Origin of the sequence: Mesorhizobium kowhaii (assembly GCF_003253745.1) — a bacterium.
GTDB lineage: Bacteria > Pseudomonadota > Alphaproteobacteria > Rhizobiales > Rhizobiaceae > Mesorhizobium > Mesorhizobium kowhaii.
The window spans coordinates 70,917-89,142 of the sequence record NZ_MZXV01000027.1; the positions used below are offsets into that span (position 1 = coordinate 70,917).

At 62.1% G+C, this 18,226-nt stretch carries 17 protein-coding genes; 9 read left to right on the forward strand and 8 right to left on the reverse strand.

The genetic code is table 11. The annotated features are described in order from the left end of the window. Window position 1: 1 nt before the first annotated feature. Both cobS and B5V02_RS11385 read right to left on the reverse strand, forming a co-directional pair. Complete coding sequence (gene cobS / locus B5V02_RS11380) at window positions 2-988, reverse strand: cobaltochelatase subunit CobS (protein ID WP_095084912.1); 987 nt, start codon at window positions 986-988, stop codon at window positions 2-4. Between the two features lie 123 nt (window positions 989-1,111). Further along, window positions 1,112-1,741, reverse strand: coding sequence for a J domain-containing protein (locus B5V02_RS11385; protein ID WP_111544302.1), 630 nt, complete (start codon window positions 1,739-1,741; stop codon window positions 1,112-1,114). Between the two features lie 180 nt (window positions 1,742-1,921). Between B5V02_RS11385 and B5V02_RS11390 the strand changes: the two genes are divergently transcribed. Continuing rightward, the gene (locus B5V02_RS11390) at window positions 1,922-2,224 is read left to right on the forward strand and encodes a BolA family protein (protein WP_095084914.1); all 303 of its coding nucleotides are present in this window, start codon (window positions 1,922-1,924) and stop codon (window positions 2,222-2,224) included. Window positions 2,225-2,246: 22 nt separating this feature from the next. Here the strand turns inward: B5V02_RS11390 and B5V02_RS11395 are convergent, their stop codons facing one another. Together B5V02_RS11395 and B5V02_RS11400 are read right to left on the reverse strand one after the other, a co-directional pair. Further along, complete coding sequence (locus B5V02_RS11395) at window positions 2,247-3,800, reverse strand: acetolactate synthase large subunit (RefSeq protein ID WP_111544303.1); 1,554 nt, start codon at window positions 3,798-3,800, stop codon at window positions 2,247-2,249. A gap of 127 nt (window positions 3,801-3,927) precedes the next feature. Beyond that, on the reverse strand, window positions 3,928-4,734 hold the full coding sequence (locus tag B5V02_RS11400; RefSeq protein WP_111544525.1) for an alpha/beta hydrolase: 807 nt from the start codon (window positions 4,732-4,734) through the stop codon (window positions 3,928-3,930). A gap of 457 nt (window positions 4,735-5,191) precedes the next feature. On the opposite strand from B5V02_RS11400, the gene B5V02_RS11405 reads away from it, so the two are divergent. From B5V02_RS11405 to B5V02_RS11415, 3 genes are read left to right on the forward strand one after another with little or no spacing between them, the layout of a single operon-like run. Beyond that, a complete protein-coding gene (locus tag B5V02_RS11405; RefSeq protein ID WP_111544304.1) occupies window positions 5,192-7,141 on the forward strand; it encodes a PrkA family serine protein kinase in 1,950 nt (649 codons plus the stop codon). 18 nt (window positions 7,142-7,159) lie between these two features. Next, window positions 7,160-8,467: a YeaH/YhbH family protein gene (locus B5V02_RS11410; protein WP_111544305.1), complete on the forward strand. Its 1,308-nt coding sequence runs from the start codon at window positions 7,160-7,162 to the stop codon at window positions 8,465-8,467. Window positions 8,468-8,476: 9 nt separating this feature from the next. Then, window positions 8,477-10,018, forward strand: coding sequence for a SpoVR family protein (locus tag B5V02_RS11415; RefSeq protein ID WP_111544306.1), 1,542 nt, complete (start codon window positions 8,477-8,479; stop codon window positions 10,016-10,018). A 117-nt stretch (window positions 10,019-10,135) separates the two neighbouring features. On the opposite strand, the gene B5V02_RS11420 is transcribed toward B5V02_RS11415, so the two are convergent. From B5V02_RS11420 to B5V02_RS11430, 3 genes are read right to left on the reverse strand one after another with little or no spacing between them, the layout of a single operon-like run. Then, the gene (locus B5V02_RS11420) at window positions 10,136-11,032 is read right to left on the reverse strand and encodes an HlyC/CorC family transporter (protein ID WP_111544307.1); all 897 of its coding nucleotides are present in this window, start codon (window positions 11,030-11,032) and stop codon (window positions 10,136-10,138) included. Further along, window positions 11,029-12,213 carry a 3-dehydroquinate synthase gene (gene aroB / locus B5V02_RS11425; protein WP_111544308.1) on the reverse strand — a complete coding sequence of 395 codons (1,185 nt, stop codon included), beginning with the start codon at window positions 12,211-12,213 and terminating at the stop codon, window positions 11,029-11,031. The genes B5V02_RS11420 and aroB overlap by 4 nt, the downstream gene beginning before the upstream one ends. Then, entirely contained in the window at window positions 12,210-12,821 is a 612-nt protein-coding gene (locus tag B5V02_RS11430; RefSeq protein WP_111544309.1) for a shikimate kinase, read from the reverse strand. The genes aroB and B5V02_RS11430 overlap by 4 nt, the downstream gene beginning before the upstream one ends. A 209-nt stretch (window positions 12,822-13,030) precedes the next feature. Between B5V02_RS11430 and B5V02_RS11435 the strand changes: the two genes are divergently transcribed. The 5 genes from B5V02_RS11435 (at window position 13,031) to B5V02_RS11455 (ending at window position 17,065) form a co-directional block, all read left to right on the forward strand. Beyond that, window positions 13,031-13,183 (forward strand): histidine kinase, encoded by a 153-nt coding sequence (locus B5V02_RS11435; protein WP_111544310.1) that lies wholly within the window; start codon window positions 13,031-13,033, stop codon window positions 13,181-13,183. A 52-nt stretch (window positions 13,184-13,235) separates the two neighbouring features. Then, window positions 13,236-14,171, forward strand: a complete 936-nt coding sequence (locus B5V02_RS11440) for a site-specific tyrosine recombinase XerD (RefSeq protein WP_111544311.1) — start codon at window positions 13,236-13,238, stop codon at window positions 14,169-14,171. Window positions 14,172-14,270: 99 nt separating this feature from the next. Beyond that, window positions 14,271-15,221, forward strand: a complete 951-nt coding sequence (locus B5V02_RS11445; RefSeq protein WP_111544312.1) for an acetyl-CoA carboxylase carboxyltransferase subunit alpha — start codon at window positions 14,271-14,273, stop codon at window positions 15,219-15,221. Between the two features lie 212 nt (window positions 15,222-15,433). Then, window positions 15,434-16,753 carry a L,D-transpeptidase family protein gene (locus B5V02_RS11450; protein WP_111544313.1) on the forward strand — a complete coding sequence of 440 codons (1,320 nt, stop codon included), beginning with the start codon at window positions 15,434-15,436 and terminating at the stop codon, window positions 16,751-16,753. A 54-nt stretch (window positions 16,754-16,807) separates the two neighbouring features. After that, window positions 16,808-17,065 carry a sulfurtransferase TusA family protein gene (locus B5V02_RS11455; RefSeq protein ID WP_111544314.1) on the forward strand — a complete coding sequence of 86 codons (258 nt, stop codon included), beginning with the start codon at window positions 16,808-16,810 and terminating at the stop codon, window positions 17,063-17,065. A 3-nt stretch (window positions 17,066-17,068) separates the two neighbouring features. Here B5V02_RS11455 and B5V02_RS11460 read toward each other — a convergent pair whose 3' ends face one another. Then, window positions 17,069-18,163: a CobW family GTP-binding protein gene (locus B5V02_RS11460; protein ID WP_111544315.1), complete on the reverse strand. Its 1,095-nt coding sequence runs from the start codon at window positions 18,161-18,163 to the stop codon at window positions 17,069-17,071. Between the last annotated feature and the right edge of the window lie 63 nt (window positions 18,164-18,226).

Here is an 18,226-nt window from a genome sequence, read left to right on the forward strand (position 1 = left end):
CTTAGCCCAGCACCACATTGGCAGCTGATTCCGGCAGATCCTCGCCAAAGGCGCGCTGGTAGAACTCGGCGACCACCGAACGCTCCAACTCGTCGCACTTGTTGAGGAAGGTCAGCCGGAACGCCATGCCGATATTGCCGAAGATTTCGGCATTCTCGGCCCAGGTGATGACCGTACGCGGGCTCATCACGGTCGACAGATCGCCATTGATGAAGGCCGAGCGCGTCATGTCGGCAACGCGCACCATCTTGTTGACGATGTCCTTGCCCTTGCCGTCGCGATAGTGCTTGGCCTTGGCCAGCACGATGTTCACTTCATTGTCGTGCGGCAGGTAGTTCAGCGTGGTGACGATCGACCAGCGGTCCATCTGCGCCTGGTTGATCTGCTGGGTGCCGTGATAGAGACCGGTGGTGTCGCCGAGGCCAACCGTGTTGGCGGTCGAGAACAACCGGAAGGCCGGATGCGGACGAATGACCCGGCTCTGGTCGAGCAGCGTCAGCCGGCCCGACGATTCCAGCACGCGCTGGATGACGAACATCACGTCCGGACGGCCGGCGTCATACTCGTCGAAGCAGAGCGCGACATTGTGCTGGTAGGCCCAAGGCAGGATGCCGTCGCGGAATTCGGTGATCTGCAGGCCGTCCTTGACGACGATCGCATCCTTGCCGACGAGATCGATACGGCTGACATGGCTGTCGAGGTTGACGCGCACGCAAGGCCAGTTGAGGCGGGCGGCAACCTGTTCGATATGGGTCGACTTGCCGGTGCCGTGATAGCCCGACACCATGACGCGGCGGTTGTAGGCAAAGCCTGCAAGGATCGCCATCGTCGTGTTCTTGTCGAACAGATAGTCCGGATCGATGTCGGGCACATGCTCGCTGGTCACCGAATAGGCCGGCACCACCATCTTGGACTCGAACCCGAATTTCTCCTTCACCGACACCGTCGTGTCGGGCAGGTTGGCGATGTCGCGATCGACCTTGTTCATATCTCTCAACGTCTCCACGGGCGAAAAGCCTGATTTCGCCGGCAATCGATTTTGTCCGGGGGCGGTCTTAGAGCCTTTTCCAACCTTATGAAAGTTGGAAAACGACACGGACTGTATGGTCGCTCAGCACAGGCCCGCCTGTTTGAGCACGCGATAGGCCTGCAGCACATCGCGGAACCGGTCTTCCGAACCTCTGTCGCCACCATTCGCATCCGGATGGTGACGCTTCACCAGTTCCTTATAGCGCGCCTTGATCTCCTTGCCAGTCGCCTTTGTATCAAGGCCAAGCGTTTCCAGCGCCTTGGCCTCAAGCGGCTTGGCCTTGCGCTCGCGCGCCTCGCGCGGGTCCTTCGGCCCCTTGAACAGGTCGAACGGGTCGCGCATGCGATTATAGTAGCCGGCGCGGCCGGAGCGCATCTGGGCCACATCGGGCGACGAACGCGTCGAGGCACCGTTGACGCCCATCTTCCAGGTCGGCCGGTGGCCGGTCATCGCTTCCTTCTGGAAGCGCGCGACCTCGGTGTCCGGCACGCCGGAGAAATAGTTGAAGCCCTTGTTGTACTCGCGCACATGATCGAAGCAGAAGCGGAAATACTCGCCCTCCTTCATCCGCCCGACCGGCGCACGATGGGTGCCCGCTTCCTTGCAGCCGTCCCACTGGCAGATCGGCGAGTGCGACTTCAGCTCCGCGTCCTTGTCGGGGCGGACGCGAATCTTCTCGAAATATTTGGGGTACGGCTTCATCTCACCCATTTATGGGGCGTTCGCAGATGCGAAACAAGAATTGACATTTTCGCGATGATCGCCCTAACCGCTGAATCGCGGCTTAAAGCAGGCGAATGGCGGATTTTGTTGCGCGGTAGCGACTTTTGCGACGACCGATTGCGGTTTCGCGGGCAATGCACCGGCCATATGTGGTGAAGGGAGACGGCGATGTCCATACAGGCGACCATGGAAGACAAGCTCAACAAGGCATTTTCGCCCGACCGGCTGGTCATCATCAACGAAAGCCATCTCCATGCCGGCCATCACCACCATGGTTCCGACCATCATGGCGCCTATGACGGCACCGGCGAGACGCATTTTCGCGTCCGCGTCGTCTCTTCCGCCTTTGCCGGCATGAGCCGCATCGACCGCCACCGCGCCGTCAACGAACTGCTTGCCGACGAACTGAAGGCCGGCGTGCATGCGCTGGCGATCGAACCGGCGGCTCCCGGCGAAAAGACCCGCTGGTAGGTCGGTTCCGCCTTGGCTGTGCTCAGAGCACCGCTTCGATAAGAAACGGTCCGCGCCGCGACAAGGCGCTGTCCAGCAGCGCGTCGAACCGCTCGCAGGTGTCGGCGCGAGCCGCCTCCACGCCCATGCCTTTGGCCAGGCAAACCCAGTCCAGCGACGGATGGTCGAGATCGAGCATTCGCCTGGCGTTCTCGCCGATGGCGCCAACACCGACATTGCGCATCTCGCCATGCAGGATCGCATAGGTTCGGTTGGAAAAGACGATCGTCACCACGTCGAGCTTTTCCCTAGCCTGTGTCCACAGCCCCTGCACCGTGTACATGCCGCTGCCGTCGGCCTCCAGATTGATCACCTTGCGATCGGGACAGGCGATCGCAGCCCCGGTTGCCATCGGAATGCCTCCGCCGATCGATCCGCCCGTGCCCATCATGTAGTCGTGAGGAGCGGCGAAGGCCGATAGCGCGAAGAAACGCCGCGCCGAGGTAACCGCTTCGTCGCAGATGATCGCATCGGCCGGCAGCTTTCGCGCCACCGACAGCGCGATCGCATCCTCGGTCAGTTTTCCGCTCGGCGTTGCCTCGTCGGGAAAGGCGGTCGCGAACACCGTCTGTTGCGACGGCTTGACGCCGAGTTCGTCGCGGAGTGCTTCCAGCGCCGCATTGAGATTCTCGCCATGGGTGGCCAGCGTCAGCACCTGGCAGCCCTCCCGAACCAGCCGTCCCGGCTTTCCCGGATAGGCGAAGAAGGCAACCGGCTCCTTCGCGCCGACCAGGACCAGAACGTCGATATCCCGCAGCACAGCCGTGGCGGCATCGACCGGATAGGGGATGCGTATCGGCGCGACACGTCCGCGGCCACGCTGCATCCGGGCGGTCAGAACCTCGCTGAACAGACGGACATCGCTGCCTGTCGAGATCTGCCCGGCGATGGCGAGTGCATCCGCTCTCGCCGCTCGCCCGCGAACGATGATGCCGGCCCGACCCGGAGCGGCGCGGATCGCCGCGGCGACTGTGCGCACGGCGTCCATGTTGACGGCGGGCGGCGATGCCAGCTTCACCTTGCCGACTGAGGCCGCGCCGACTTCGCCCCAGGCGGCATCCGCCGGCAGGATCAGGGTAGTTACGCCTGGAGGCGTCAGCGAAGCGCGGTAGGCCGCCTCGGTCGCCGGCGCGACATCGTCTGGGCCAGCGATGCGGCGCACCCAGTTCGACATTGGCGTCGCAAGGCTCTCGATATCGCTGGTGAGCGGAGCATCGAGCGACAGATGATAGGAAGCGTGGTCGCCGACAATGTTGATCATCGGGCTCAGGGCGCGCCGCGCATTGTGCATGTTGGCCAGGCCGTTGGCCAAGCCGGGGCCGGTATGCAGCAGCGTCGCGGCCGGGCGATCGGTCATCCGCGCATAGCCGTCGGCGGCACCGGTCACCACGCCCTCGAACAGGCCGAGCACGCAACGCATCTGAGGTTTCCGGTCAAGCGCTGCAACGAAGTGCATTTCGGACGTGCCGGGGTTGGCAAAGCAGACCGGCACATCATTGGCCAGCAGCACGTCACACAGGACATCGGCGCCGTTCATGAAATTCTCTCCCGTTTGACGATCGAAAAGAGCAATTGCACCGGCAGACGCCCGCGCAGCAATATCCCGCCAGCACTTTTGATCTGATCCAGTTCCTCTGACGCCTGTGCCTCGTCGGGGTCAGGGGTCAGCTGACGGTCGATTTCAGGAACGCCAGCGCGGCGGCGGTCAGCGCGTCGCCATCTTCGCCGAAATCGCGATTGATCGACATATGCGTATAGGCGCTGCCGTCGAACACTGTGACCTTGGTGCCGGTGGCGCGCAGGCGCGCGGCAAAGGCCTTCGACTCCTCGCCACGGCCCGCGGCGCGCGAATAGGCGATGAAGGTCGGCGGATGCTTGCGGCCGTCGACGTAACTGGCGGGCGACAGCGCAGCCCATTGCGTGGGATCGGAAAAGACACGCGCATAGGCCCGGACCATGCCGCCATTGCTGGAAAGGGCTGCAAGATCATAGGCCCTGGTATCGTCGAGGATGAGTGCTGCGACACCAGGCAATCCACCGCGCATGCCGGTCAGTGCAATCAGATGGCAGCCGGCCGAATGGCCCATGCCGACAATGCGGTTCGGGTCGCCGCCATGCCGGGCGATGTTGGCGCGCACATAGGCATAGGCCTTTTCGACATCGCCGGCCTGGGTGGCGACGTCGGCCTCGGGCAACATGCGATAGTCGATGGAGACGAAGCAGAAGCCGTTGGCGAGCAGGAAGGCCGGCTTGGCGTTGACCTGGCTGCGTTTGCCAAACTGCCAGCTGCCACCATGGACGAAAAAGACGACCGGCAGGCCGGTTGCACCATCGGGCGCATAGATGTCGAGCTTGGCCGGCCCGTAATCGAAGGTTTTTGGCGCGGGTTGGCGCGGGCGCCGAGCCGCCGATGCTCCCAATGGCAGCATCGCCGCCACGGAGGCCAGAATGAGGCTTCGTCGATCGATCATCATGGTCTCCCGACCGTGTAGGCCAACAGTGCCCGCAGGCGCAACGAGCGTCCAGTTAAGGATTGGTAATACCCAGAGGTCTGGCTCGACGATCGATCATCGATCCGAACCTCGAATGGCACTCGGGCTTTTGGGGGGCTCATCCGCTGTAGAGGAGGCCGGATCAACCGGGCTTCGTCGAACTCGCATCGGGTCGCAACTGTCGCAGCATCAGGCCGCATCAAATGCACTGCCCTGCAGTTCAGTTCACGAAATCAATATCTACCCCTTGACGGTCTCATCTGGCCATCACCACCTAAGTATTTGGGCAAGCATTCCAGCCACATGGGTGGTGTCCCGGGTTTCAATGCCAGATGCACGCGCTCTCCTTCATGTGAAGGGAACCACAATGCTTTCCAGCAGTTGAATCTATGACGAGCCGTCTGGTACCCAGAACGGCTCTGAGGGCAAGGATATCATGCGAGAGAACCAGTCTGACGTCTTCGATCTGTTTTCGGAAATCTACACGGGTGCTGCGCAGGAGGAGATCAGCATCCAGCAATATCTCCTTGCCTGCCGAGAGGACAGATCGATGTATGCCTCGGCGCCTGAACGGATGGTCGAGGCGATCGGCGAGCCGAACCTGGTCGACACCAGCAAGGATGAACGACTCGGCCGCATCTTCTCCAACCGGACCGTCAAGGTGTACCCCACCTTTGCAGATTTCTATGGCATGGAGGACACAATCGAGCGCATCGCCGGCTATTTTCGCTACGCTTCCCAGGGGCTCGAGGAGCGCAAGCAGATACTCTATCTCCTAGGCCCGGTTGGCGGCGGCAAATCCTCCCTTGCCGAACGGCTGAAGAAATTGATGGAGCAGCGCCCGATCTACACGCTGAAGGTCGGTAACCAGGTCAGCCCGGTTTTCGAATCGCCGCTTGGCCTCTTCCATCCCGATCGCATGGGCGACCTGCTGCAGGATAAATACGGCATAGCCCGACGCCGGCTGAACGGGCTCATCTCGCCATGGGCGGCCAAGCGCCTCGACGAACTGTCCGGCGACATTTCCAAGTTCAGCGTGGTCAAGCTGATGCCTTCGCGATTGCGCCAGATCGGCATCGCCAAGACCGAGCCCGGCGATGAGAACAATCAGGACGTCTCGGCCCTGGTCGGCAAGGTCGATATCAGACAGTTGGAAAATTTCAGCCAGTCCGATCCGGACGCCTATTCCTATAGCGGCGGACTGAACCGGACCACCCAGGGCCTGCTTGAATTCGTGGAAATGTTCAAGGCGCCCATCAAGGTCCTGCATCCGTTGCTGACCGCGACCCAGGAGGGCAGCTACAACGGCACCGAAAATTTCGGCGCCTTTCCCTACCAGGGGATCATCGTGGCCCATTCCAACGAGTCGGAGTGGCAGCAGTTCAAGAACAACAAGAATAATGAGGCCTTTCTCGATCGCATCCTCGTGGTCAAGGTGCCCTATTGTTTGCGGATCACCGAAGAGAGGCAGATTTACGAAAAGCTGCTGCGGGAGAGCGAATTGGCCGCCAGTCCCTGCGCGCCCGAGGTGCTGGACATTCTCAGCCGGTTCACCGTCTCGACCCGCCTGGCCGAGCATGACAATTCGCCACTCTACACCAAGATGCGCGCCTATGACGGCGAGAACCTGAAGGACGTCGACCCCAAGGCGAAGTCGGTTCAGGAATATCGCGATGCCGCCGGGGTCGATGAGGGCATGAGGGGCGTCAGCACGCGCTTCGCCTTCAAGATCTTGTCGCAGACCTTCAACTACGACACGAAGGAGGTGGCTGCCGATCCCGTGCATCTGATGTACATCCTGGAAGAGGCGATCAAGCGCGAGCAGTTTCCAAAGGAGACGGAAGCTGCCTATCTCGAGTTCATCAAGTCGGAACTGGCAACGCGCTATGCCGAGTTCATCGGCCACGAAATCCAGAAGGCCTATCTGGAATCGTACAGCGAGTATGGCCAGAACCTCTTCGACCGTTACATCGCCTATGCCGATGCCTGGATCGAGGATCAGGACTACAAGGATCCCGACACCGGCCAGGTTCTCAATCGCGAGGTATTGGACAAGGAATTGTCGCAGGTCGAAAAACCGGCCGGCATCGCCAATCCTAAGGACTTCCGCAACGAGGTGGTGAAGTTCACGTTGCGGGCGCGCGCAAGAAACCACGACCGCAACCCGTCATGGACGAGTTATGAAAAGCTCCGCGAAGTCATCGAGAAGCGGATGTTCGGACAGGTCGAGGATCTCTTGCCGGTGATCAGCTTCGGTTCCAAGCAGGACAGCGTCACGGAAAAGCGCCACAATGAATTCGTGCAGCGGATGGTCGAGCGCGGCTACACCCAGCGGCAGGTGCGTCGCCTTGTGGACTGGTACATGCGAGTGAACAAGGCGGGTTGAGAGAGCCCGGATGGTTCCATGCCGATCTTCATCGACCGTCGCCTGAATCCAAAGGACAAGAGCCTCGGCAATCGCCAGCGCTTTCTCAGGCGTGCGCGCGAGGAGCTGAAGCGGAGCATAAGCGATCAGATCCGCACCGGCAGTATCGCCGACGTGGATGCCGAGCATGCCGTACCCATGCCTGAAAGAGGCACAGGCGAGCCGAGCTTCAACAACGCCTGGAACAGCGGCAGGCGCCAGCACATCCTGCCGGGCAACAGGCATTTCTCCCCTGGAGACCTGATCCCCAAGCCCGGCCAGGGTGGTGGCGCGGGGTCCCCAGGAAACACGGCGTCTGAAGACGACTTTCGTTTCGTGCTGTCACGCGAAGAGGTGCTCGATCTTTTTTTCGAGGATCTCGAACTCCCAGATATGGTCAAGCTCAACCTCAAGGAGATCCTTGCCTTCAAGCCGCGCCGGGCTGGCTTCGCCGCTACCGGTTCACCGACCAACATCAATGTTGGGCGCACGATGCGTAACAGTCACGGCCGCCGCATTGCGCTGAGGCGTCCTAAGCAGGCGGAGTTGGACGCGATCCTCCAGGAAATCGCTACGCTTGAGGTGGTGCCATCCAGCGCAGCTGCACGCCAGCGCATTGCGGCATTGCGCGAAGAGCTCGACCGGCTGGAACGCCGCCGCCGGCGAATTGCCTATGTCGATCCGGTCGACATCCGCTTCAACCGCTTCGATCCTCGGCCTGTGCCGAACGTCAACGCCGTCATGTTCTGCCTGATGGATGTGTCCGGCTCGATGGGCGAGCGCGAAAAGGATCTGGCCAAGCGCTTCTTCGTGCTGCTGCATCTGTTCTTGAAACGGCGCTACGACCGTATCGAGATCGTCTTCATCCGCCACACGCACCTGGCCCAGGAGGTCGATGAGGAAACATTTTTCTACAACACGCAAAGCGGCGGCACTGTCGTGTCCACCGCGCTGGAGGAAATGCATCGCATTATTGAGGAACGTTACCCGGCCCGCGAATGGAACATCTATGCCGCCCAGGCCTCGGACGGCGACAATTTCGCCGGCGATTCCGAGCGATGCATAGCCTTGCTCAACGGCAAGCTCATGCGGCTGTGCCAGTATTTTGCCTATGTCGAGATCATCGACGAGCGTGAAGCCCATATCTTCGGCACGACTGAAAACGGGACATCGCTATGGCGTGCCTATTGCGAAATCGACCTGAGATGGCCGAACTTCCAGATGAGCCGCATCGCCACGCCCGCCGATATCTACCCGGTCTTTCGCCAGCTCTTCGGCAGACAGCCGGCTCCCCTCAAGAGAGCGTGAGGGGGTCCGATGGTCCGACAAGCCAGTAAATCCAGCCTGCTTTTTTCAGGGTCCGACTGGGATTTCAAGACATTGTCACGGGCCTATGACGCGATCGAGGCAATCGCGGTTGAAGAGCTTCATCTCGATACCTACCCCGTGCAGATGGAGATCATCTCCTCCCAACAGATGCTCGACGCCTATTCGTCGGTCGGCATGCCACTGATGTACCGTCACTGGTCTTTCGGCAAACATTTCCTCTACCAGGATCTGCTTTATCGCAAAGGCGGGCGAGGGCTTGCCTATGAACTGGTCATCAATTCCAATCCCTGCATCGTCTATCTGATGGAGGAAAACACCATGGCCCTGCAGGCCTTGGTGACGGCCCATGCTGCGCTCGGACACAACCATTTCTTTAAGAACAATCAGTTGTTCAAGCAGTGGACGGACGCCGGGGCGATCCTCGGCTATCTGGACTTCGCCAAGGGCTACATTGTTCGTTGCGAGGAGCGGCACGGCCTCACCGCCGTCGAGGCTGTTCTCGATTCCGCCCACGCGCTGATGGCGCAGGGCGTGTTCCGCTATCACCGGCCGCCGAAGCTGTCGTCGGAGCGGCAGCGCGAAGGGCTTCGCGAGCGCCTCGAATACGAAGAGCACTCCTACAATGATTTGTGGCGCACGCTGCCGCCGTCGCAGCAAAGGGCCAACGACAAGGGACAAAACCCGGAGCGGAAGAAATCGCTCAACCTGCCCGAGGAAAACCTGCTTTATTTCCTGGAAAAGAACAGCCTGGTCCTGGAGCCTTGGCAGCGTGAGATCATCAGGATCGTTCGTGTCATAGCACAATATTTTTATCCACAACGGCAAACACAGGTGATGAACGAGGGCTGCGCCACTTTCGTCCACTATACGCTGATGAACACGCTGTTCGATCGCGGCCAGATCAGCGAAGGCGCCATGCTCGAAATCCTGCGCAATCATTCCAACGTGGTCTTCCAGCCGGCGTTCGACGATCCGCGCTTTTCCGGTATCAATCCCTACGCTCTCGGCCTCGATATGATGCAGGACATTCAGCGCATCTCGACCGAGCCGACGGCCGAGGACCGGGACTGGTTTCCCGACATCGCCGGCCGCGGCAACTGGCGCGAGGTCCTGCTCGACGCCTGGGCGGATCACCGCGACGAGTCCTTTATCCGCCAGTACCTCAGTCCGACCTTGATCCGAAAATGGCGGTTCTTTGTGCTCGGCGACGCCGCCGACCAACCGCATTGCCAGGTCGCCTCGATCCACAACGAGCGCGGCTATGACAAGATACGCGCCGCGCTCGCTCACAGCTACGACGTCGGCGCGAACCGACCGGACATCCAGGTGGTGGATGTCGATCTGCTCGGCGACCGGCATTTGCGACTGCAGCACAAGGTCAATGACGGAGTCCTTCTCGAGGATGCCAGCCGCGACGCCACGCTTCGTCACATCCGCAGGCTTTGGGGTTATGAGGTCAGCTTGGCGGCCGTCGACGCTGAAACGGACGCGACGATCCACGAACGCTCGACGAGCCAGATCGCAGAATGAGGCTCCGTAGTTGCGCTGGTTCTCATGGGGTCAAAAAGTGCGCACCGGTCTTGGGCGACATGCATCAAAACAGGGGCTTGAAGCACGTCGCGTGAATTCGTTTCAGCGCGACACGCTTTAAGCGTCGCCGGCTGGCCTTATTCTCAGCCGGGCGATCCGGTTCTTGTCGCGCTTCATTACGACGAAGCGTTTGCCGTGGAACGTAAAAGCCTGTTTTTCCTCGGGGATCGACTGCGTCTCGTGAATGACGAGGCCGGCAATGGTGGTCGCCTCCTCATCCGGCAGGTTCCAGTCGAGCGCCCGGTTCAGGTCACGGATCGGCACCGTGCCGTCGACGACGACGGAACCGTCCGCCTCCTGCTTGACGCCCTGGATGTCGACATCGTGCTCGTCGGCGATCTCGCCGACGATCTCCTCGATGATGTCCTCCAGCGTCACCAGCCCTTCGACCTCGCCATATTCATCGACGACGACGGCGAAATGCGCCTTGCGGCGCAGGAAGGCGTTGAGCTGTTCCTGCAAGGTCGTGGTGTCGGGCACGAACCACGGTTTCGAGGCGATCTTCATCACGTCGATCTTGGAAAAGTCGTTGCCGACGTCGTTGAGCGCCCGCAACAGGTCCTTGGCGTGCAGCACGCCGACAATGTTGTCGAGCGAGCCCTTCCACAGCGGCATGCGGGTGTGCGGGCTCTGCAGGATCTCGCGCACCACCGCTTCCGGCGCATTGTCGGCATTGACCGAGCGCATGTTGGTGCGGTGGACCATGATGTCGGACACTTCGAGTTCGGCGAGATCGAACAGGCCGCCGACGCGATCGCGATCCTCGCGCACCACCTGGCCGTCGCGGCGGAAATCGTCGACCGCGCCGCGCAACTCGTCCTGGCTCGAGCGCTGCGGCTCGATGCGCGACAGTTCATAGCCGAAAGCGGCAAGCAGGCGCGTGCGCAAGGCAACGGCCAGCAGAATGAGGACGGCAAGGACAGCAACGACGATCCAGCCGGTCTCGTTGGTCATCTCGGCCGGCTCTTCTGCTGGCTCGGCCGGCTCTTCTGCTGGCCCGGCCGGCTTTCCTGCTCGCCCGGATGGCTCTCCTTCAGGAACGACAGCACTTCCGAAGCCGGCACGTCCTTGGCGATGAAGGCCTGGCCGATGCCGCGCGTCAGGATGAAAGTCAGCGCACCCCGCGACACCTTCTTGTCCTGGGCGATGAAGGAAAGCAGCGCCTCGGCATCGGGCAAATCACCAGGAATGTCGGCCATCCGCCACGGCAGGCCGACGGCACGCAGATGCGCCTCGACGCGCGCCGCATCGTCGGGGCTGGCGAGGTTGAGCCGCGATGAGAACCGGTGCGCCAGCGCCATGCCGATGGCGACACCCTCGCCATGGACGAGCCGGGTTCCGCCATACTGGGTGGCGGCTTCCAGCGCGTGGCCGAAAGTGTGGCCGAGATTGAGCAGCGCGCGGTCGCCGGTCTCGAACTCGTCGCGGGCGACCACATCGGCCTTGGCGCGGCAGGCTTCGGCAATGGCCTGCGCCCTCTCCGGCCCGCCGGCAAACACTCGGGCCCAGTTCTCTTCCAGCCAGGCGAAAAACGCCGGCCGGTCGATGAGGCCATATTTGGCGAGCTCGGCATAGCCGGCTCGGAATTCGCGGATCGGCAGCGTGTCGAGCACTTCGGTATCGGCCAGCACCAGCTTCGGCTGATGGAAGACGCCGACCAGGTTCTTGCCGCGCGCACTGTTGATGCCGGTCTTGCCGCCGACCGAGGAATCGACCTGCGCCAGCAATGAGGTCGGTATCTGCACGAAATTCATGCCGCGGCGCACGATGCCGGCGGCAAAGCCGGCAAGGTCGCCGATGACGCCGCCGCCAAAGGCGATGACGATGTCGCCGCGTTCCAGCCTGGCGGCCAGCACACCGTCGACCACCTCTTCGAGATGGGCGAAGCTCTTGGTCTTCTCGCCGGGCGGCAGTGTGATGACAGCGGGCTGGATGTCGCTCTTTTCGAGACCGTCCTTCAGCGCATCGAGATGCGCTGCCGCGACATTGGCGTCGGTGATGACAGCGGCGCGTGTACCCGGCAGGCGGCGCGAAATCTCGGTACCGGCGCGCGACAACAGACCGGAGCCGATCAGGATGTCGTAGGCCCGGTCGCCAAGGCCGACTTCGACCGTGACTGGCTGATCTGCGCTCACGATCGTACCTCGCCTGTAGGGGCAGTCTCATCAATGCCGAAATGCCGGCAAAGCGCATCCACCACCTCGGTCGCGATGACCTCCTTGCGGTCGTCGCGGGTCGGCACGGTGACGTCGGATGTCGCGTAGACCGGATAGCGCTCGCCCATCAGCCGCTCGAGCACGGCGCGGGGGTCGGCACTTTTCAGGAGCGGGCGGTTCTGCTTCTTGGAGACGCGGTCCATCAAAAGGTCGATCTCGGCCTTCAGCCACACCGACACGCCATGGCCTGCGATGGCCTCGCGCGTCTGCGCGTTCATGAAGGCGCCGCCGCCGGTCGACAGCACCTGCGGGCCGTTCTCCAGCACGCGCAGGATGACGCGTTGCTCCAGAGCCCTGAACTCGGTCTCGCCATACCGCTCGAACAGCTCCGGAACGGTCATGCGCGAGACGCTTTCGATCTCCTGGTCGCTGTCGATGAAGGGCAGCGCCAGCATCGTCGCCACCTTGCGGCCGATCGCCGTCTTGCCGGCGCCCATCAACCCGACAAAGACGACGGAACGGCTGCCCAGCCGGCCAAGCAGCGCGGCGTGGTTCTCGTCTGGAGGATTTGCTGGCAGCGCGTTCATCAGATACTTCGAGGGTCCTCTTTGCCGGCGTATCGACATGAAAAGCCCGTTTGCGTCAAGCGTGGCGAGCAGCCTGAGCCCGATATGGGCTGGCCGGACTGCATCAGAAGTTGCTCACAAACCTCAGCTTCTTCCTTGAATTGGCCGGAATGGCGTCCCATAAGGGCACAGGGTTTGGAAACGCAGAACAAGAAGACGGGCGAAAATTGATGCCGACACTGTTTCGCTTTGTCGTGATCCTCGCGATTCTGGTCGGCATTGCCTATGGTACGATGTTCGCGCTGGTGATGTTCGTCGAGCCCAAGAAGGCTGAAATGAGCGTGCGCATCCCTCCCGAAAAGCTCAACCCCAAGAAAAGCTGATCGCTGCCAGGAAAAGCCCTGCCAAGAAAAAGCCCGCCAAGAAAAACCCCGAATGAACAGCGCCGCCCGCATCGAAGCCTTCCTGGAAATGATGAGCGCCGAGCGGGGTGCCGCCGAGAACACGCTGTCCTCCTATCGCCGTGACCTCGAAGACGCTTCGGACGCGATCGGTGGCGCGCTTGCCAGTGCCGCCGCCGCCGATATCCGCGCCTATCTGGACGACATCGCCGCGCGCGGCTTTGCCGCGACGTCGCAGGCGCGCAAACTGTCGGCCATCCGCCAGTTCTTCAAATTCCTCTACGCCGAGGGCCTACGCGCAGATGACCCGACCGGCACGCTGGACAGCCCGAAAAAGGGCCGCCCGCTGCCGAAGACGATGAGCGAGGCCGACACCGGCCGGCTGATCGACCGCGCAGCACTTGAGGCCGGCGATCCCAGGCTCGGCAACGATGCCGCGCTTGGCAACAGCGAGTGGCTGGCGGCGCTGCGCCTACATGCGCTGGTCGAGGTGCTTTATGCCACCGGCCTGCGCGTTTCCGAACTGGTCGGCCTGCCGGTGACGGTGGCGCAGCGCGACGACCGCTTCTTCATGGTGCGCGGCAAGGGTGACAAGGAGCGCATGGTGCCGCTGTCGACCAAGGCGCGTACGGCGATGCGGAGCTGGCTTGCCGCCCGCGCCAAGGTGCCGGCCTTCGCCGACAGTCCGTTTCTGTTTCCGGCCGCCTCCGACAGCGGCTATCTCTCGCGCCAGGTCTTTGCCCGCGACCTGAAAGGACTGGCGGCAAGGGCCGGCATCGCCTCGGCGAAGATCTCGCCGCATGTGCTGCGCCATGCTTTCGCCAGCCATCTCCTGCAGAACGGCGCCGATCTCAGGGCCGTGCAGCAGTTGCTCGGCCATGCCGACATATCGACGACACAGATTTACACGCATGTGCTGGAAGAGCGGCTGGTGCGGCTGGTCAACGATCATCATCCGCTTGCCGACTAGGCCTCATATCGCTATGTGAGGACGACATTCCACCGCCCGGAGCCTTGGATTTCAGGGTTCTGCCGTTCCTCGCCTTCCGACGTATCGGTCCGCTCACGCATGTACAATTACCTCGATTTCGAAAAGCCTGTGCAGGACCTCGAGGGCAAGATCCTCGAGCTGAAGAAGCTTGCCGAGAATGGCGAGGCGGTCGATGTCGGCGACGAGATCAGCCGTCTCGAGAAGCGCTCCCGCGATGCGCTGCGCGACGCCTACAAGGCGCTGACGCCGTGGCAGAAGGTGCAGGTGGCGCGCCATCCCGACAGGCCGCATTGCGTCGACTACATCAAGGGCCTGTTCAACGATTTCACGCCGCTGGCCGGTGACCGCAATTTCGGCGAGGACCAGGCGATCGTCGGCGGTTTCGCCCGCTTCCGCGGCGAGCCCGTGGCCATCATCGGCCAGGAAAAGGGCTCCGACACGACCAGCCGGCTGAAGCACAATTTCGGCTCGGTGCGACCGGAAGGCTATCGCAAGGCGGTGCGGCTGATGGAACTCGCCGACCGCTTCAATATCCCGCTGCTGACGCTGGTCGACACCGCCGGCGCCTATCCCGGCGTCGGGGCGGAGGAACGCGGCCAGGCGGAAGCGATTGCCCGCTCGACCTCGGCCTGCCTTGGCCTGAAAGTGCCGTCGATCTCGGTGGTTATCGGCGAAGGCGGCTCGGGCGGCGCCATTGCGATTGCCACCGCCAACCGCGTCTACATGCTCGAACACGCCATCTATTCGGTGATCTCGCCGGAGGGCGCCGCTTCGATCCTGTGGCGCGACACGACACGATCGAAGGACGCGGCGACCAACATGAAGATCACCGCGCAGGATCTTCTGGAGCTGAAGATCATCGACGCCATCATCCCCGAGCCGCTGGGCGGCGCGCATCGTGGCGCTGAAACCGTGATTGCCGCGACCGGCGACCTCATCGCCAAGACGATGAAGGAGTTTTCCGGCGCCAATACCGACTTCCGCGAGCAGCGCCGCGAGAAATACCTGGCAATGGGTCGCAGCCTCTAAACCATGTCCCGCCACCGCAATGTGGCGGCGCGGAGCATTTTTGCCACAAAAATGCCGCTGCATTCGGCTCAATGAGACTGACGCAAGGGGACGCGTCGGCACTTGCGGTAAGGAATTTTCAAGGTTAACGGGCTTAGTGTCCGTACACGTTCAGTGCAGTAGCCGTGGCATGAATTGCCTTGGCGCCAGAGAAAAAGACGATATCCGTAGCCATGTTCGCCAAGCTTGCCCGCACCGGAATCCTGATCGCTGCCCTCGGCGTTGCTGGCTGCAACGATTCGTCGATGAAGGATTTTGCCCCGGAGGCCAACAAGCCGCTGCCCGACAAGATCCTCGCCGACATGAGGGCCAAGGGCATGGTCCGCACCTCGTCAGTGATGGCCCGCATCTTCAAGGAAGAGGGCAAGCTCGAAATCTGGAAGGCCAAGACCAACGGCCGCTACGACATGGTGGCGAGCTACGACATCTGCAAATGGTCGGGCAAGCTCGGACCGAAATACACCGAAGGCGACCGCCAGGCGCCGGAAGGTTTTTATACGGTGCGTCCGGCGCAGATGAACCCGCGCTCGAACTACCATCTGTCCTTCAACATCGGCTTTCCCAACGCCTATGACCGCGCCAATGGCCGCACCGGTGCCAATCTGATGGTGCACGGCGCCTGTTCGTCGTCGGGCTGCTATTCGATGACCGATGCGCAGATCGAGCAGATCTATGCCTTCGGCCGCGACGCCTTTCAGGGTGGCCAGACCGAATTCCAGATCCAGGCTTTTCCGTTCCGCATGACCGCCGCCAACATGGCGCGCTACCGCAACGACCCGAACTATGAGTTCTGGAAGATGCTGAAGGTTGGCTACGACAATTTCGAGGTCACCAAGGTGCCGCCGAAGGTCGACGTCTGCGAGAAGCGCTATGTCTTCAACCAGGTTGCCGCCGACGGCCAGACATTTGATCCGACCGGCGCCTGCCCGGCGACCACGCAGCCTGATTCGCTGAAGAGCGCCTACAACGCCTATCAGAGCACCTACGACGCGGCGTTCAACGGCGCGCTCAAGGCCAGCGTGCCCCCGCCGAAGCCAACCATCGCCGGCATCAAGGAAGCCAGCATCGTCTCCGACTGGTCCAAGCGCCGGGCGCGCGGCGAGCGCGTGCCGATCGACCCGCCGTCGCTCAATAACGACGGCTCGGTGACCGAGACGGCGCGCATGGGCCGCATCGATTCGCCGGCCGGCCGCAAGATGGCGGCACTCGACGCCGAAAAGGCCGCCAAGCAGAAGGCCGAGGAGCAGAGGCTGGCCGCCATAGAGGCCGCCAAGCAGGCCAAGGAAGCCGCCAAGGCGCAGGCCCTGGCCGAGAAGGAAGCGGCCAAGGCCCAAAAAGAGGCGGCCAAGGCAGCCAAGGAAGCACCTGTCGCCACCGCCACCATCGCAGCCCCCACGGAGGCCGCGCCTGAAGCTGAAACGCAAGCGGCAAGCGCCGACGAGAGCAGGGTCACCAGGCTGAAGAACAAGCTGCTCGGCATGTTCGGCGGCTGAGGTTTTCGCCGATGCGTGTCACCCAAAAGTGCGTAGCGGTTTTGGGGCAACGACATGCTTGAAAACAAGGACTCCAAGCGTGCGAGCGTCTACGATCTCAAGGGGCTGAACTGCCCCTTGCCTGTGCTGAAAGCAAAGAAACGGCTGGCCGGGATGCAAGCGGGCAGCAGGCTTTGGCTTGAGACCACCGATCCACTCGCCGTCATCGACATCCCGGCATTTTGTTCCGACAGCGGCCACCGTCTTGTCGAAACGGCGGCGGTGTCAGGCGGTCATCGTTTTCTGGTCGAGCGCGGCGAGCAGCAATCGTAGAGTTTACCGTCCGGCGATCGCCAGCGGATTGTTTTCCAGCGCCGCGCGGTCGGGCGTGTCGATCGACGGCCGATTGGTGAAGGCGGCGAACAGCCGGCGCACATAGTCTTCAGGCATGTCGAGCGTGATCAGCACCAGCCGTGTGCCGCGCTGGCCATCCGGCCAGGACGGCAATTGCACTGGCGGATGCAGGATTTTCTGCACACCATGGATCACCAATGGCCGCAACGGGTCTTCGCTGAGCTCGATGACGCCCTTCATTCGCAGCAGATGCTCGCCATGTGCCGAGCGCAACAGGTCGAGAAACATCTCGATCGCCGAAAACGGCACCGGGCCGTCATGGACCAGCGAATAGGAGCGCACGCGCTGATCGTGGCGGTGGCCGTGGTCATACTCGTGATCATGACCGTCATGATGATCATGATCATGCGCCTCGCCCAGCCAGCGCCGCACATCGGCAGATTTGGTCGCCGGATTGTAGAGACCGCAATCAAACAGCGCCGCCACGCCTGTCTTCGTGTCGGCGGCATCAAGCAAATCGGCGCCCGGATTGATCTGCAGCAGGCGCACCCGCAGCGTTTCCAATTCATGCGGGTCGGTGACCATATCGGCTTTGCTGAGCACGATGCGGTCGGCAACCGCCACCTGCTTGACCGCTTCGACATGCGCGTCGAGGGTCGCATTGCCATTGACCGCATCGACCAGCGTGATGACGCCGTCGAGCCGGAAGGCCTGGACCAGCGCCGGATGCGCCATGATCGACTGCAGCACCGGCGCCGGGTCGGCGAGACCCGTGGTCTCGACGATGACGCGGGCCAGACGGGCTATGCGGCCGGTCTGCAACCGGTCGACCAGGTCGGCCAGCGTGTCGACCAGTTCGCCGCGCACCGTGCAGCACAGGCAGCCATCCGACAGCTGAATGATGCCGTCGGAGGCCTGCTCGACCAGAAGATGGTCGATCGCCACTTCACCGAACTCGTTGATGATGACCGCCGTGTCGGCCAGCGCCGGATCCTTCAACAGCCGGTTGAGCAGTGTCGTCTTGCCGGCGCCGAGGAAACCGGTCAGCACGGAAACAGGGATCGGAAAGCTGCTCATCGGGCTCCGCCTGTTTGTTCGAACATGATCTCTGGCGAAAACCGGATGCCACTTTTCGGGATC

Excerpts from the sequence above, each read along its gene's own strand:
- cobS (WP_095084912.1), bottom strand. The coding sequence starts at position 988 with ATGAACAAGGTCGATCGCGACATCGCCAACCTGCCCGACACGACGGTG.
- B5V02_RS11385 (WP_111544302.1), bottom strand. The coding sequence starts at position 1,741 with ATGGGTGAGATGAAGCCGTACCCCAAATATTTCGAGAAGATTCGCGTC.
- B5V02_RS11390 (WP_095084914.1), top strand. The coding sequence starts at position 1,922 with ATGTCCATACAGGCGACCATGGAAGACAAGCTCAACAAGGCATTTTCG.
- B5V02_RS11395 (WP_111544303.1), bottom strand. The coding sequence starts at position 3,800 with ATGAACGGCGCCGATGTCCTGTGTGACGTGCTGCTGGCCAATGATGTG.
- B5V02_RS11400 (WP_111544525.1), bottom strand. The coding sequence starts at position 4,734 with ATGATCGATCGACGAAGCCTCATTCTGGCCTCCGTGGCGGCGATGCTG.
- B5V02_RS11405 (WP_111544304.1), top strand. The coding sequence starts at position 5,192 with ATGCGAGAGAACCAGTCTGACGTCTTCGATCTGTTTTCGGAAATCTAC.
- B5V02_RS11410 (WP_111544305.1), top strand. The coding sequence starts at position 7,160 with ATGCCGATCTTCATCGACCGTCGCCTGAATCCAAAGGACAAGAGCCTC.
- B5V02_RS11415 (WP_111544306.1), top strand. The coding sequence starts at position 8,477 with ATGGTCCGACAAGCCAGTAAATCCAGCCTGCTTTTTTCAGGGTCCGAC.
- B5V02_RS11420 (WP_111544307.1), bottom strand. The coding sequence starts at position 11,032 with ATGACCAACGAGACCGGCTGGATCGTCGTTGCTGTCCTTGCCGTCCTC.
- B5V02_RS11430 (WP_111544309.1), bottom strand. The coding sequence starts at position 12,821 with ATGAACGCGCTGCCAGCAAATCCTCCAGACGAGAACCACGCCGCGCTG.
- B5V02_RS11435 (WP_111544310.1), top strand. The coding sequence starts at position 13,031 with ATGCCGACACTGTTTCGCTTTGTCGTGATCCTCGCGATTCTGGTCGGC.
- B5V02_RS11440 (WP_111544311.1), top strand. The coding sequence starts at position 13,236 with ATGAACAGCGCCGCCCGCATCGAAGCCTTCCTGGAAATGATGAGCGCC.
- B5V02_RS11445 (WP_111544312.1), top strand. The coding sequence starts at position 14,271 with ATGTACAATTACCTCGATTTCGAAAAGCCTGTGCAGGACCTCGAGGGC.
- B5V02_RS11450 (WP_111544313.1), top strand. The coding sequence starts at position 15,434 with ATGTTCGCCAAGCTTGCCCGCACCGGAATCCTGATCGCTGCCCTCGGC.
- B5V02_RS11455 (WP_111544314.1), top strand. The coding sequence starts at position 16,808 with ATGCTTGAAAACAAGGACTCCAAGCGTGCGAGCGTCTACGATCTCAAG.
- B5V02_RS11460 (WP_111544315.1), bottom strand. The coding sequence starts at position 18,163 with ATGAGCAGCTTTCCGATCCCTGTTTCCGTGCTGACCGGTTTCCTCGGC.